The sequence below is a fragment of the Phocaeicola acetigenes genome, from assembly GCF_027529745.1.
GTDB lineage: Bacteria > Bacteroidota > Bacteroidia > Bacteroidales > Bacteroidaceae > Phocaeicola > Phocaeicola acetigenes.
In genome coordinates, this window is record NZ_JAPZVM010000007.1 from 18,635 (window position 1) to 33,076 (window position 14,442).

Sequence of the window (14,442 nt, forward strand, 5' to 3'; positions counted from 1 at the left end):
TTAATTGTGTTAGACTTTATATTGTTTATCTAAATCGGTCGCAAAGATACAATAAATTACTGATATAGAAAATATTTGCATTTATTTTTGTGTAAACTTGAATGAAACTTCTTTCATTTTTTTACTTTTTCTTGAAGAAAGGGCGGCAGATATGGTTACAGGAAGGGGAAAGGATGGGGTTGAAAAGGGAGAAAGATACATTTACAGAACTTTTTGAAAGGGTTATTGTATGAAAAAACGCTATTAGTATCATGTGTCTTTGTTGACAGTCGCGTCAGACGACGATACTAATAGCGTCAGTTCATGTGATTGATAGTGCTTTTACTGCTGTCTGTTATCAGTCTTCCAGTGAGTAGTCGATGGTAGTCACTACACGTACTTTTTTGATGTGCGGAGTATTTGGATCTCGGTCGCTGATGCTGAATTGTCCCTGATTGGCATGACGTATTTTACCCAATGTACTTTCCGAATCTTTTGCAAACTTTTCGGCAGCCTGACGTGCGTTTTTGGTAGCCTCTTCTATCATTTGCGGCTTGATGGTATTCAGGCCCGTATATTCATATTGAATATTATACTGGTAGTCGCCGGTTGTAATGGCTATACCACGTTTCAGCAGTTCTCCCTGTTCAGTAATAAGACCGCGCACCAAATCCACTTTGTTGGATGTAACAGTAATAACGGTGGTTACATTGTACCGGTAAGGAGAGTCCTGATTATTACCGTAGCGTTCTGCTTTCATGTCTACGATAACAGGAGCATTGATGCTTATCTCTTTATCGGTAAGTCCTTTTTCCTTTAAAAATTCAGTGATGGTCCGGTTGGAGCGCTTTATCTCCTCGTATAATGCATTCAGGTCGTTGCCCAGGCTCTTGTATACTAAAGGCCAGGTCACTTTGTCTGCCGGAACTTCCATTTCGGCCAGTCCTTTTACGTTTACACTGCGGTCTCTTCCTGCAAATTCGGAGAAACCACGCTCTATGAACACTCCCAACAGCAACAATCCGATACTTAGGATGATTGCTTCTACTCTAAAGTTCTTCATAATCTGATCAATTTAAAGTAATATAATTCAGGTATATTTTATGTCCAATGATAGGCTATCAGGCTATTGATGGGCTGTTTGATAACTTTTTCTACATGCAGTCCGGAGCGCAAGGCCGCTTCCTGCAATTCCTTTTCAAAGAAGCAGGCGATGGAGCCCACAAAAGAAACCGGTAACTTTTGTTTGTATTGCAGGATGTTGCGTCGGAAAAACTCCATAAAACAGTCGATGAGCAATGCCTGTATTTCCGGAATGTCTTTGTGCCTATATATATAAGGTGTAATAGCCGATAAGAAAAGGTTTGCTTGAGGCTGTCGGTACACTCTGTCCAGAATATCGGCAGGTGTCAGTTTGTATTCCCGACAAAAATCGTCTGCTATTTCCCGTGGAAGCTGTCTCTTCAGGCAGTCGGCGATGAAGCGTTTGCCAATGTAGGCTCCACTTCCTTCATCACCTAATATATAACCCAGCGGAGAAATACTGTCGGTAATTTGTTCGCCATCGTACAGGCAAGAGTTGGAGCCTGTTCCCAAAATACAGGCTATCCCCGGCTGTTTTCCACATACGGCACGAGCCGCACCCAATAAGTCTGTGTAAATATGTATGTCCGCTCTTGGGAAAAAGTGTTCCAGTGAGCGGCGGATGATGCCTGTTTTTTCAGGGATACATCCTGCCCCGTAAAAATAAACGGCAGTACACGTATCGGCATTGGCCAGCTGTGCAACCAGTTGCTCGCGGATGATACGGAATACTTCTTCTTCTTTTAGGTGAAAAGGGTTGATTCCTTTGGTTTCTATCAGTTGGCCGTTTTCCGGATTGTCTCCAGCATACCAGTCAGTCTTGGTGGCTCCACTGTCTGCAATGAGTATCATAATCGTCTTTTTAAATTCTTAATAAAACAAATGTAGTGAAAGGCAAGTGCAGTACCAAGACAAAAGCTTGCTTTTGGACGAAGGTAATGCCAAGCCGCATCCTATATTCTTCAAATATACAAAAAAGAGTAAACCAGTGGTACTGATTTACTCTTTTATCTTTATCGGATTAATAATAGCTATCCTATTAGTGGCAATGTCCGCATCCGCAACCGCATCCGGCTTCTTCTTCGTGTGAGTGGTCTCCGCATCCGCCTCCGCAGCTGTCACATCCGCAACCACAGCCTTCACCGCTCATCAGATTTACCATACCTTCTATTTCTTTGTTGGTTGCTTCACGCATTTCAGTGATAACTCCTTCGAAAATCAGGTCTTTTCCTGCATGCGGGTGATTCAGGTCGAGTACCACTTTGTCTTCAGTGATTTCACCTACGTTTGCGTAGAACTGATGACCTTCTGCATCGTTCAGCATGATGATGTTTCCTTCGAAGATGTTGTCGCTGTCAAAATTTCCGTCTGCATCACAGAACATAGATTTTGAAACGGCGCGTACACTTTCTTCGTCACGTTCTCCGTATGCTTCCGCACAAGGAATAGTGAAGTTGAAGTGGTCTCCCTTGTTGAGTGCAAGGATTTCGTTTTCGAATTTTTCAAGAGTATATCCTATTCCAGAAATGAACTGAAAGGGATGTTCTACAGGAGCTTCTTCCAATAACTCTTTCTTGCCTTCTGTAATAGCATATAGCTTATATGCGACAGTAATGTATTTATTTTCCATGTTTTAATATTTTGATTTGTCGGCAAAGGTAGGAAATAAAAATGATATTTCGGATGAGGGAAATTGATTTCAGAGAAAATACTTTTTGTTTTAGTGTTTTTTAGTAAGGTAAGATGAAAAAAAGCCTTTTTTATGTGCTTGGGTAAACATATATGAACATTTGTCTGTAAATTGCAGCCTTTACAGCCTGATGAAAAGGTGTAAAAGTGATAAACTGATAGTAAAATGGCTTTCATTTTTACGATTAATAATTTATTAGAAAAAAAACTATCATTTTATTTGTTTGTTACAAAAAAGCCTTTACCTTTGCAAGCACAATAATCAATTTTGATAAAGAAATGAAAGCAACTATCTTACATAGCAACCTAATTATTTTGCAGGTCATTCGCGTCGTGGTTTTGCAGCCAAGAGGTGAGGAAGGTTCGTGTATATAGTTGTATATGCTAAGATATGTATGAAAGCCTTTCTCACTGATTCAGGAGAAAGGCTTTTTAATTGATAAGAAAAGATACGAAGATGAAAAACCAGTTACGCAGTTCGATGAGTACGGAAGGCCGCCGCATGGCTGGAGCCCGCGCCTTGTGGGTTGCCAACGGCATGAAGCCGGAGATGATGGGAAAGCCCATTATCGCTATTGTAAACTCATTTACTCAGTTTGTTCCCGGACATACACATTTGCATGAAATAGGTCAGCAGGTGAAGGCCGAAATCGAAAAGTTAGGATGCTTTGCGGCAGAGTTTAATACCATTGCCATCGATGATGGTATTGCGATGGGACACGACGGTATGCTTTATTCTCTTCCGTCGCGCGATATCATAGCCGACAGTGTGGAGTATATGGTCAATGCCCATAAAGCAGATGCGATGATTTGTATTTCCAACTGCGACAAGATTACTCCGGGGATGCTGATGGCTGCCATGCGTCTGAATATTCCTACCGTATTTGTATCCGGAGGTCCTATGGAAGCGGGTGACTGGAACGGAAAACATCTTGATTTGATTGATGCCATGATCCAGTCTGCCGACCCGACGGTAAGCGATGCAGATGTGGCAGAAATAGAGCGTCATGCTTGTCCGGGTTGTGGAAGCTGCTCGGGCATGTTTACAGCCAATTCCATGAACTGTCTGAATGAAGCCATCGGATTGGCTCTGCCTGGAAACGGTACTATTGTGGCTACACACGAAAACCGTGCCCGGCTGTTCCGGGATGCAGCTGCATTGATTGTGAAAAATGCCTATAAATATTACGAAGAGGGCGATGACAGTGTATTGCCCCGTAGCATTGCTACCCGTGCTGCTTTTCTCAATGCCATGACCTTGGATATCGCTATGGGAGGCTCTACCAATACAGTATTGCATCTGCTTGCCGTGGCACACGAGGCAGAAGTCGACTTTAAGATGGACGACATCGATATGCTTTCCCGCAGAGTTCCGTGTTTGTGCAAAGTGGCTCCGAATACACAGAAATACCATATACAGGATGTAAACCGTGCCGGAGGTATTCTTAATATCCTGAACGAGTTGGCTAAAGGGGGATTACTCGATACTACAGTACGTCGGGTAGACGGTTCTACACTGGCCGAAGCCATCGCTGCTTATAATATTTGTACACCGGCAGTCAATCCTGAAGCACAGCGTATCTACAGCAGTGCACCGGGCGGAAAGTTCAATATCAAGTTAGGATCGCAGGGAGCTGTATATAAAGAACTCGATACAGACCGTGAGTCGGGTTGTATCCGCGATTTAGCTCATGCATATAGTAAGGACGGCGGGCTGGCTGTACTGAAGGGGAATATTGCACAGGATGGTTGTGTAGTGAAGACTGCCGGAGTAGACGAAAGCATCTGGAAATTCTCCGGACCTGCAAAAGTCTTCGATTCTCAGGAGGCTGCCTGCGAAGGAATTCTGGGAGGTAAGGTCGTAAGCGGTGATGTAGTCGTGATTACTCACGAAGGACCGAAAGGAGGTCCGGGTATGCAGGAAATGTTGTATCCTACTTCTTATATCAAATCGAAACATTTGGGTAAGGAATGTGCCTTGATTACCGACGGACGTTTCAGTGGAGGTACTTCCGGATTGAGTATCGGACATATTTCTCCGGAAGCGGCAGCCGGTGGAAACATCGGTAAGATTGTAGACGGTGACATCATTGAAATCGACATTCCGGCTCGCAGCATCAACGTACGTTTGAGTGAGGAAGAACTGGAAGCACGTCCGATGCGACCTGTCACACGCGACAGAAAAGTATCGAAAGCCTTGCGGGCTTATGCCAGCATGGTAAGCTCGGCCGATAAAGGTGGAGTAAGAATTGTGGATTAATGAAGATTTATGCTTCGTAAAAAAGGAGAGTTATGAGTAAAGAAAGAATATCAGGATCGGAGGCGCTGATGCGTTCGCTGGAGCACGAAGGAGTGAAGACTATCTTCGGATATCCGGGAGGAGCCATCATGCCGGTTTTCGATGCATTATACGATCATCGGGACAAACTGAATCATATATTAGTCCGTCACGAGCAGGGAGCGGCTCATGCAGCTCAGGGCTTTGCCCGTGTGTCGGGTGAAGTAGGAGTATGTCTGGTAACCAGTGGACCGGGAGCTACCAATACCATTACAGGAGTGGCCGATGCCATGATAGACAGTACGCCTATTGTGGTGATTGCCGGTCAGGTAGGAGCCGGACTTTTGGGAACGGATGCCTTTCAGGAAGTCGATTTGGTGGGTATTACCCAGCCTATTTCCAAGTGGAGTTACCAGATTCGCCGTGCAGAAGATGTGGCATGGGCTGTATCCAGAGCCTTCTATATCGCACGCAGCGGTCGTCCGGGACCGGTTGTTCTCGATTTTGCCAAGAATGCGCAGATTGATATGACCGATTTCGAACCGATGAAAGTGGATTTCATCCGCAGTTACGACCCGGATCCGGAAACCAACCCGAAAGCATTGGCCGAGGCTGTAGCTCTGATTAACGAGTCGAAGAAACCTTTGGTGTTGGTAGGACAGGGCGTAGAGCTGGGAAATGCACAGCAGGAATTGCGTGCGTTTGTAGAGAAAGCCGATATTCCCTGTGGCTGTACATTGCTGGGCTTGTCTGCATTGCCTACATCACATCCGTTGAATAAGGGGATGCTGGGAATGCACGGGAATTTAGGCCCCAATGTGAAGACCAACGAGTGTGATGTGCTGATTGCGGTGGGTATGCGCTTTGACGACCGTGTGACCGGTAAGCTGGAAACATACGCCAAACAGGCAAAAGTCATTCATCTGGATATCGACCCTTCTGAAATAGGAAAGAACGTGCCGGTAGATGTTCCGGTATTAGGCGACTGTAAACGTACACTGGCTTTGCTGACTGAGTTGATACAGTCCAATACGCACACAGAGTGGATCAACAGTTTTGCTTCGTACGAAGAAACAGAGTATACCCGGGTGATTGAAAAGGAGATACATCCTTCTTCGGGTCCGCTGAATATGGGTGAAGTAGTACGTGCGGTAAGTGAAGCCACAGAAAATAAAGCAATATTGGTGACCGATGTAGGCCAGAATCAGATGATGGCTTGCCGTTATTTCAAATATAGTCAAAATCGCAGTGTGGTTACATCCGGTGGAATGGGAACAATGGGATTCTGTTTGCCGGCAGCTATTGGTGCTACCTTTGGCGCTCCTCAGCGTACGGTTTGTGCCTTTATGGGCGACGGTGGTTTACAGATGACCATGCAGGAGTTGGGAACCATCATGGAGCAGAAAGCCCCTGTAAAGATTATCCTGCTCAACAACAATTATTTGGGCAATGTGCGCCAGTGGCAGGCCATGTTCTTTAACCGCCGTTATTCATTTACTCCGATGATGAACCCCGATTATAAACAGATTGCTTCGGCCTACGGCATTCCGTTCCGTCGTGTAGCAGAACGTGAAGATCTGAATGAGGCTATCCGTGAGATGTTGACTACCGATGGCCCGTTCTTCCTCGAGGCTTGTGTGATAGAAGAAGGAAACGTACTTCCGATGACTCCTCCGGGAAGCTCTGTAAACTACATGATGTTGGATTTAGACTGTTAAGCAGAAAGGCGATTTATGGAAAACAAAACTTTATATACAATCATTGTTCATTCGGAAAACATTGCAGGTATACTGAATCAGATTACCGCTGTTTTTACCCGTCGGCAACTGAATATCGAGAGCCTCAACGTATCGGCATCTTCTATTAAAGGAGTACATAAGTATACCATTACTTGCTGGACAACGGCCGATATCGTTGAAAAAGTAGTGAAGCAGATAGAAAAGAAACTGGATGTGATACAGGCTCATTATTTCACCGATAAAGAAATTTTCCAGCGTGAGGTAGCCATGTACAAAGTTTCTACACCGGAGTTTCAGTCCACTCCCGAAGCATCGAAAGTAATTCGCCGGTACAGTGCTCATATTGTAGAGGTGAATCCTACTTTTTCTATCGTGGAACTGACCGGAATGAGCGACGACATTACTTCGCTGTATCAGGAACTCAAGGCTCTGAAGTGTGTGCTTCAGTTTGTACGCTCCGGACGAATTGCTGTATCGACCAGCTGTTTCGAAAGAGTAAACGAGTATCTGGCTCATCGCGAAGAAAGATACAACAACAGATAAAGGACTGTTTTTGGCAGTGATGTTATATCGAAGCCACAACAAACCAAGGAGTTTAAAGACTAAAGAACTCACAAACTAAAGAACTTAAAAACTAAAAACTCACAAACTTAAAAACTCAAAAAATGGTAAATGAGAATAAAGTCGGAACGTATGAGTTTGTGGCAGAACCTTTCCATGTTGATTTCACGGAAAAACTGACCATGGGAGTGCTGGGCAACCACCTGCTGAACTGTGCAGGTTTTCATGCAGCCGACAGAGGATTTGGTATTGCCACCTTGAACGAGAATCATTACACATGGGTGCTTTCCCGTTTGGCTGTAGAGATGAATGAATTGCCCCGTGCTTATGAAAAATTCAGCATACAGACGTGGGTAGAAAATGTATACCGTCTGTTTACCGACCGTAACTTTGCCATTCTGAATGCAGAAGGAAAACCGATAGGGTATGCTCGTTCCGTATGGGCGATGATTAGCATGCAGACACGTAAGCCGGCCGACTTGCTGGCTTTGCATGGCGGAAAAATCACCGATTATATCTGTACCGATGTAGAGTGCCCGATAGACAAACCGGGACGTATCAAGATGGAGCAGCCGGAGCAGGTGGGCGAACATCTGGCCAAATACAGCGACATCGATCTCAACGGTCATGTAAACAGTATCAAGTACATCGAGCATATTCTCGACCTCTTTCCGATGGAGCAGTTCCGTGATAAAACCGTCCGCCGCTTCGAAGTGGCCTATGTGGCAGAAGGCTATTATGGCGATACGCTTACTTTTCATCGCGAACAGAAGGGAGAAAACGAATACGATATAGAAGTAAAGAAGAATAACGGTGAAGCCGTTGTTCGCAGTAAAGTGATATTTAAGTAAGTTTTTAAGTTTATGAGTTTTTTAGTTTGTAAGTTCTTAAGTTCTTAAGTTCGTAAATTCTTAAGTTTATAAGTTTATTAATGCTTGATTGCCAAATTAATAACAAACTCAAAAACTTAAAAACTCAAAAACTCATATTCAATATTCAATAAATTGTTTTAATAACCGAAACTCCTTAGGGAGTTAGCTAAAAAAGATTGAAAAATGGCACAGATGAATTTTGGCGGTGTAACAGAAAATGTAGTAACCCGCGAAGAATTTCCATTGGAAAAAGCACGTGAAGTATTGAAAAACGAAACTATAGCTGTCATTGGTTACGGTGTACAGGGTCCGGGTCAGTCATTGAACTTGCGCGACAACGGATTCAATGTAATCGTGGGACAGCGTCAGGGAAAAACATTCGACAAGGCAGTAGCCGACGGATGGGTACCTGGAGAAACACTCTTCAGCATCGAAGAAGCATGCGAACGCGCTACTATTATCCAGGTATTGCTTTCGGATGCAGCACAGATTGCATGCTGGCCTACTATTAAGAAACATCTTACTCCGGGTAAGGCTCTGTATTTCTCTCATGGCTTTGCCATCACTTATAAAGAACGTACAGGCATTGTACCTCCTGCCGATGTCGATGTAATCATGGTTGCTCCAAAAGGTTCAGGTACATCTTTGCGTACCATGTTCCTCGAAGGACGTGGCTTGAACTCTTCTTACGCTATCTTCCAGGATGCTACCGGACGTGCTTTCGAACGTGTTATCGCATTGGGTATCGGTGTAGGTTCCGGCTATCTGTTCGAAACTACCTTCCAGCGCGAAGTATATTCAGACCTTACCGGCGAACGTGGTACTTTGATGGGAGCTATCCAGGGATTGCTCTTGGCTCAGTACGAAACACTGCGCGAACACGGACATACTCCTTCTGAAGCTTTCAACGAAACAGTAGAAGAACTTACTCAGTCATTGATGCCTCTGTTTGCTGCCAAAGGTATGGACTGGATGTATGCAAACTGTTCTACAACTGCACAGCGTGGTGCTTTGGACTGGATGACTCCGTTCCACGATGCTACCAAACCGGTATTCGAAAAACTGTACCAGTCTGTAGCCAGCGGCGAAGAAGCACAACGTTCTATCGACTCCAACTCACAGCCGGACTATCGTGAAAAACTGAACGAAGAACTCCGTCAGTTGCGCGAAAGCGAAATGTGGCAGACTGGAGCTGTGGTTCGTAAACTCCGTCCTGAAAACAACTAAAATAAAAGGTGTCCCATTGTAGTGGTACAGGTGTCTCCTTATAGTGAGACGCCCGTCTCCTTACAGTGGGACACTCGTCTCATTGCAGTGAGACGCCCTTTGCTTCTCCTTCTTGGGGAAGCTTTTTTTATATTCCTGCACACCGGTTCATCTGTTTTTATACGCTTTCCTTTTTCTCTTTTTTCTTCTTTCTTTTTGTGGGTGTATACCGGGAGCCTTTCTCTGTTTGTTTTTATTTTAGGTAAGTGCAGAATGTCTTTTCCGATTTTTTTGTAAGTTTGTGCATCACTATATACAATTAAAAACAGTAAGAAACTATGAGCGGAAAAGACTTTTTGGAAATTATAAAGACACGTCGCAGTTGCCGTAAATATAAACCGGAGCAGATTACAGACGAAGAACTGAAGGCTGTACTCGAAGCCGGAACTTATGCACCCACTTCACGTGGTATGCAGTCGCCTTATATTGTGGCCGTGCAGAACGAGGAACAGCGCAAACAACTGGCTGCCATGAATGCCCGGGTGATGGGAGTTACCTCCAATCCTTATTACGATGCTCCTACTTATGTATTGGTCTTTACTCCGGCCGATGCCAACAACCCGATACAGGACGGCAGTTGTGTACTGGAGAACATGATGCTGGCTGCTCATACCATCGGTCTGGCAAGTTGCTGGATTCACCGCGAGCGGGAAATGTTTTCTACGGAAGAAGGCAAGGCACTGATGAAACAGTGGGGATTGCCCGAAGGACTGGTCGGTATAGGTGCTTTGTCATTGGGTTATCCGGCGGGAGAAGCTGCTGAGGCAAAACCACGTAAGGAAGGATATTACCGCATTGTGAAATAAATTTTATCTTCATGTTGCATATTTTACCTGTCATCTCGCATCACTCCGTGTCGTTCAGTCTGTCTCAATTCCTGATCGATCTGGAAGTTCCTGTCGATCTGGAAGCCGAAGGCACAGACGGTACTTCAACCTATTATTATTTGAAACGTCCACAGCATTCTACCACCTTTTTCGTACTGGCCGATCATGGAGAAGGCAAATATGAAATCTGGATGGACGGGATGGCATCGTTTGCCGACTATAAGTTTTTCCCTTATCTTGCCGATTGTCTGCACCGTTTCTTAAACGGAACTCCATTGCAGATAAAAGGGGTGTCTGCATTCGAATATTACAACGAAGACTGGATAGCAGAGACCATCGGCGAGGAGATTGCTACCTTGAAATCGGTTCTTTCCATTGCTCCCCGCTATTATCTTACCTTACCGTTCAAGCCATTCACCTATGTATCGGAAGACATGTTGGCAGGGGTAGGGGCAGGATTGCATTCTTCCACTCCACGTATCTACGGATACACACAGTTTCTGATGCGTAACAGCCGGCTACTCCAGGCCACGGAGCAGGAAGTAGAAGAAGATCAGGCTTTGAGTGAAAACGAGGTTATGGTGGATGTGCCTCAACACGTGTCGGTAGGAAGAGTGAAGTCGTGGCAACTGGATGGGGCAGAGACCTGGGAAAGTTATGCTGCAGAAGATGTGCAGATGCTTCAGCATTTAGGAGAATGTTTCAAGCGGGGAGAGAAAGTGGATGGAGTGGTACTGAATGATTTGGGTACCATTTATCAGGAAGGCATCGGAGTAGCGCAAGACGGTTATCTTGCCGAATACTGGTTCGAGCAGGCGACACAGCAAGGCGACCGGCATTATGCACCGACCAATTTGGGCGACCTTTACCGCAAGGGCTGTGGCACGCTTCCTGCTTCCTTGCCCCACGCATTTCAGGCTTATATGCGCTCCGACGATCCTTATGCACATTATCGCATCGGACAGGCATACGAAGAGGGATGGCTGGGATATACAGATATGGATAAAGCCATGCAATGGTACAGACAAGCGGCAAAAGAGGGACATCACCTCGCAGTGAAACGCTTGCAACGGAATTAGCTTTCATCATTCCGCCCCTGCACATCTGTTCGGATACAGATATGACAGGGGCGGAATAATATAATCTGAGTAGTGTAGGCAGAACGGATTAGTGCATGTCGGCCATTTCGTCGCGGTAAGCCTTGTACGTGCCCGGACGTTGTGTGGTGGCAGTGAAGGTAACTGCATCGCTACTTATCGATACATTGCCGATTTTATTTCCCTGACTGTCGGTCACTACATCCGATGGGGTATTTTTAAAGGTTCCGTTCCATACGTAGTAGTTGTCTGCTCTGCTTTTTGGAAATACTTCGTAAGTACATTGGAAACTATACCCATCGGAGGTTTTTCCAATAGTAATGACTGTGTCCGATTCTCCGGTCAGATTGCCGTATCTGCCTGTAATTTCTGTCGGTTCATCGTCTGTAGTACATGCAGTGGCAACTATCATTGCCGCAAGCATTAAAAAACGGTTTATAGTTTTCATACGTGTATAAGTAAGTTATTTTTTCCCAAATTCAGGATCTATTTTCAGTAAGGCAGTGACGCCGAAAGTAGCGATACAGCATATCATTATCCATACAAAGAAATGCGGATAGCCTAATGTTTCCTGCAACCATCCGGCTATCATGCCGGGCAACATCATTCCCAATGCCATAAAAGCCGTACAGATGGCATAATGTGCGGTTTGATGACTGCCTCGGGAGTAGTAAATCAGATAGAGCATATATGCCGTGAAGCCAAAGCCATATCCGAACTGTTCGATAAAGATACAAATATTAATCAGAATCAGGCTGCTATCCGGGAAATAACTTAGATACACATAGACGATATCGGGTAAAGAAATAGCCCATACCATGGTCCACAGCCAGTAGCAGAGTCCGTGACGGGCTACAGCCAGTCCTCCCAATATTCCTCCTGCCGTAAGTCCGATGATGCCTAAGGTCCCTTGGGCAAACCCAATCTGTTCGGTCGTCATTCCCAGTCCCCCTTCGGATACCGGGTCGAGCAGAAAAGGAATACTCATCTTGGCAAGCTGGGCTTCCGGCAGCCGGTAGAGCAGCATAAAGAGAATGGCAGCTCCGGCTTGTTCTTTTTTGAAGAAAGAACGGAAGGTCTGCAGGAAGTCGTACAGCAGGCTGGAGGCCGAGTGCTGACGGACAGCCCGGTCCTGTTCGGGACGAGGCAGCCGGTAGGCATGGTAGACCCACAGTGCGAGCAATAATCCGGAAGCAAGCAGAAAAGTCAGTGCCCAGGCATACGGAATGCCTTGTCCCGATTTCTCCAGAAAGCCGGCAAGCATAATCAGTACTCCCTGTCCGGCAATGGTTGCAATCCGGTAGAAGGTACTGCGTATGCCTACATACAGTGCCTGCTGGTGTGGGGTGAGTCCCAGCATATAGAATCCGTCGGCTGCAATATCGTGGGTTGCCGAACTGAATGCAAGAAGCCAGAATACCGCCAGTGTCACCTGAAAGAAATGTTCGGTGGGAATGGTAAAAGCGATTCCGGCCAGTCCGGCTCCGATAAGTAACTGCATGGATACAATCCACCAGCGTTTCGTCTTGATAAGGTCGACAAACGGGCTCCACAGCGGTTTGATTACCCAGGGCAAGTTCAGCCAGCTGGTATACAGGGCAATGTCGGTATTCGATATGCCCATGCGTTTGTACATGACCAAAGACAGGGTCATGACAATGACATAAGGTAACCCCTCTGCAAAATACAGACTGGGTACCCACTTCCAGGCAGATGGTGTGTTCATTTAGTACAGTTTCCTTATTTCTGCACCCCGATAGTAATGCAGCAAGATTTCATTGTAATTGTATCCCTGTTCCCCCATAACGGCTGCTCCAATCTGGCACAGTCCTACTCCGTGTCCCCATCCGGCTCCTGTCAGTTCGAACCAGGCGGGCGCTCCGTTTTCCTCCTGTCCTTTGTCTACCACGAAGGCCGAGCTGAACAGATGGCTTTCCGATAGCGTACGGCGTATTTCCAGTTCTTTTCCTATGATGAGCGTTTTGTTTGTTCCTACAATCTTCAGACGGCTGATACGTCCGGATTTTCCACGTTCCATTGGGATGAGGTCGAGTATCTGTCCGTAATCGGTCTTGGTGTTTTTACGAATCAGTTCTGCCAGTTCTTCCTGCGTATATCGCACGTTCCAGCGGTAGAAGTCGGTCGTCTCCCTGTCGTAATTGTTCAGGATTTGTGAAAGGATATGCGAATCCTTTGTATTACAGAACGAGGCTGGAGAGGTACGAATCCACTGCTGTATGGTCTGTTCGTCCGAAAGATCGGGAATCGGTTCGTTTGAGCCGGTGTCGCGCACGGCCGAAAGATAGGCATGTTTTTTGTCCTCCCAGCAGTAGTTGAATTCCTCGCTTACTCCGCCACAGCATTTGGAAAAGCGTGCGTCGCAGATGCTTCCTTTGTGCATCAGTACCTGTCCTTTGGTGGTCTTTACAGCTTCTTCTACAGCCGGGCTGGTTGCTTTGGTGATTCCCTGATAGCGCTGGCAATGGTCGTCGGCACAGACATCGAAGATGCTATGGTCTTCCCGGTCGTACCAGCGGATGTATTCTGTTTCTGTCTTGATGAACGAAAAGAAATCGGCAGGTTGCTGGCTCATGGCTTTCCGTTTTTCGATTTGTGCCAGCAGCCAGCTGCGTGAGATTACAGCGTGAGCTTTCAGAAACTCGGGAGATGAAGCCGAGTTCATTTCCGAAGAAATCACACTGATAAGGTAATCTTCTGCCGGAAGCAGATTGATGGCTACAATCTTTCCTTCGTCTACCACTAATTTCAATGTTCCTCTGAATACTTGTGTTTCCTGCCGTTCCCAATGGAAATTGATACCGATTGTGACATCGTACAAAGAGAAAGAGGCTTCATTTTCCAGTGGGGTAAAGGTCAGTTCGCGGTATACATTGCCGTTCCATAGTATGCCTCCGTCTTCGAATGCTACTACTTGTGGTCCGTCTACCGTTTCTCCTTTTGCCAGGAAATGTGCGTTCAGGGTAAAGTGTATTTTCTGGGCACTGACAATGCCGATACTTATTTCAGGTTCTTTCATATATTGATGCGTAT

13 protein-coding genes are annotated in these 14,442 nt (G+C 45.7%); 7 read left to right on the top strand and 6 right to left on the bottom strand.

Features of this window, described 5'->3' with window-relative positions:
• Positions 1-337: 337 nt before the first annotated feature.
• The 3 genes from O6P32_RS09045 to O6P32_RS09055 form a co-directional block, all read right to left on the bottom strand.
• A complete protein-coding gene (locus O6P32_RS09045) occupies positions 338-1,042 on the bottom strand; it encodes an SIMPL domain-containing protein (protein WP_269878118.1) in 705 nt (234 codons plus the stop codon).
• 38 nt (positions 1,043-1,080) lie between these two features.
• Entirely contained in the window at positions 1,081-1,914 is an 834-nt protein-coding gene (locus tag O6P32_RS09050) for an ATPase (RefSeq protein WP_269878119.1), read from the bottom strand.
• A gap of 187 nt (positions 1,915-2,101) precedes the next feature.
• Complete coding sequence (locus O6P32_RS09055) at positions 2,102-2,692, bottom strand: FKBP-type peptidyl-prolyl cis-trans isomerase (RefSeq protein WP_269878120.1); 591 nt, start codon at positions 2,690-2,692, stop codon at positions 2,102-2,104.
• Positions 2,693-3,208: 516 nt separating this feature from the next.
• Here O6P32_RS09055 and ilvD point away from each other — a divergent pair.
• The 7 genes from ilvD to O6P32_RS09090 all read left to right on the top strand — a co-directional run bounded on the left by ilvD (position 3,209) and on the right by O6P32_RS09090 (position 11,373).
• Positions 3,209-5,011, top strand: a complete 1,803-nt coding sequence (gene ilvD / locus O6P32_RS09060) for a dihydroxy-acid dehydratase (RefSeq protein WP_269878122.1) — start codon at positions 3,209-3,211, stop codon at positions 5,009-5,011.
• Positions 5,012-5,043: 32 nt separating this feature from the next.
• A complete protein-coding gene (gene ilvB, locus O6P32_RS09065) occupies positions 5,044-6,747 on the top strand; it encodes a biosynthetic-type acetolactate synthase large subunit (RefSeq protein ID WP_269878123.1) in 1,704 nt (567 codons plus the stop codon).
• Positions 6,748-6,762: 15 nt separating this feature from the next.
• The gene (ilvN, locus tag O6P32_RS09070; protein WP_269878124.1) at positions 6,763-7,311 is read left to right on the top strand and encodes an acetolactate synthase small subunit; all 549 of its coding nucleotides are present in this window, start codon (positions 6,763-6,765) and stop codon (positions 7,309-7,311) included.
• Positions 7,312-7,433: 122 nt separating this feature from the next.
• Positions 7,434-8,180, top strand: coding sequence for an acyl-[acyl-carrier-protein] thioesterase (locus tag O6P32_RS09075; protein WP_269878125.1), 747 nt, complete (start codon positions 7,434-7,436; stop codon positions 8,178-8,180).
• 204 nt (positions 8,181-8,384) lie between these two features.
• A complete protein-coding gene (gene ilvC, locus O6P32_RS09080) occupies positions 8,385-9,428 on the top strand; it encodes a ketol-acid reductoisomerase (protein ID WP_269878126.1) in 1,044 nt (347 codons plus the stop codon).
• Between the two features lie 317 nt (positions 9,429-9,745).
• The gene (locus tag O6P32_RS09085; RefSeq protein ID WP_269878127.1) at positions 9,746-10,273 is read left to right on the top strand and encodes a nitroreductase family protein; all 528 of its coding nucleotides are present in this window, start codon (positions 9,746-9,748) and stop codon (positions 10,271-10,273) included.
• Positions 10,274-10,284: 11 nt separating this feature from the next.
• Positions 10,285-11,373 carry a tetratricopeptide repeat protein gene (locus O6P32_RS09090; protein WP_269878128.1) on the top strand — a complete coding sequence of 363 codons (1,089 nt, stop codon included), beginning with the start codon at positions 10,285-10,287 and terminating at the stop codon, positions 11,371-11,373.
• 88 nt (positions 11,374-11,461) lie between these two features.
• Here the strand turns inward: O6P32_RS09090 and O6P32_RS09095 are convergent, their stop codons facing one another.
• From O6P32_RS09095 to O6P32_RS09105, 3 genes are read right to left on the bottom strand one after another with little or no spacing between them, the layout of a single operon-like run.
• Positions 11,462-11,839 carry a hypothetical protein gene (locus O6P32_RS09095; RefSeq protein WP_269878129.1) on the bottom strand — a complete coding sequence of 126 codons (378 nt, stop codon included), beginning with the start codon at positions 11,837-11,839 and terminating at the stop codon, positions 11,462-11,464.
• A 15-nt stretch (positions 11,840-11,854) separates the two neighbouring features.
• Positions 11,855-13,117 (bottom strand): MFS transporter, encoded by a 1,263-nt coding sequence (locus O6P32_RS09100; RefSeq protein WP_269878130.1) that lies wholly within the window; start codon positions 13,115-13,117, stop codon positions 11,855-11,857.
• Positions 13,118-14,428 carry a SpoIID/LytB domain-containing protein gene (locus O6P32_RS09105; RefSeq protein ID WP_269878131.1) on the bottom strand — a complete coding sequence of 437 codons (1,311 nt, stop codon included), beginning with the start codon at positions 14,426-14,428 and terminating at the stop codon, positions 13,118-13,120.
• Positions 14,429-14,442: the final 14 nt, after the last annotated feature.

Bases quoted from the DNA above. Each gene is read 5' to 3' on its own strand.
- O6P32_RS09045 (WP_269878118.1), bottom strand. From the start codon at position 1,042: ATGAAGAACTTTAGAGTAGAAGCAATCATCCTAAGTATCGGATTGTTG.
- O6P32_RS09090 (WP_269878128.1), top strand. From the start codon at position 10,285: ATGTTGCATATTTTACCTGTCATCTCGCATCACTCCGTGTCGTTCAGT.
- O6P32_RS09100 (WP_269878130.1), bottom strand. From the start codon at position 13,117: ATGAACACACCATCTGCCTGGAAGTGGGTACCCAGTCTGTATTTTGCA.
- O6P32_RS09095 (WP_269878129.1), bottom strand. From the start codon at position 11,839: ATGAAAACTATAAACCGTTTTTTAATGCTTGCGGCAATGATAGTTGCC.
- ilvB (WP_269878123.1), top strand. From the start codon at position 5,044: ATGAGTAAAGAAAGAATATCAGGATCGGAGGCGCTGATGCGTTCGCTG.
- ilvD (WP_269878122.1), top strand. From the start codon at position 3,209: ATGAAAAACCAGTTACGCAGTTCGATGAGTACGGAAGGCCGCCGCATG.
- O6P32_RS09085 (WP_269878127.1), top strand. From the start codon at position 9,746: ATGAGCGGAAAAGACTTTTTGGAAATTATAAAGACACGTCGCAGTTGC.
- O6P32_RS09075 (WP_269878125.1), top strand. From the start codon at position 7,434: ATGGTAAATGAGAATAAAGTCGGAACGTATGAGTTTGTGGCAGAACCT.
- O6P32_RS09050 (WP_269878119.1), bottom strand. From the start codon at position 1,914: ATGATACTCATTGCAGACAGTGGAGCCACCAAGACTGACTGGTATGCT.
- ilvN (WP_269878124.1), top strand. From the start codon at position 6,763: ATGGAAAACAAAACTTTATATACAATCATTGTTCATTCGGAAAACATT.
- O6P32_RS09105 (WP_269878131.1), bottom strand. From the start codon at position 14,428: ATGAAAGAACCTGAAATAAGTATCGGCATTGTCAGTGCCCAGAAAATA.
- O6P32_RS09055 (WP_269878120.1), bottom strand. From the start codon at position 2,692: ATGGAAAATAAATACATTACTGTCGCATATAAGCTATATGCTATTACA.
- ilvC (WP_269878126.1), top strand. From the start codon at position 8,385: ATGGCACAGATGAATTTTGGCGGTGTAACAGAAAATGTAGTAACCCGC.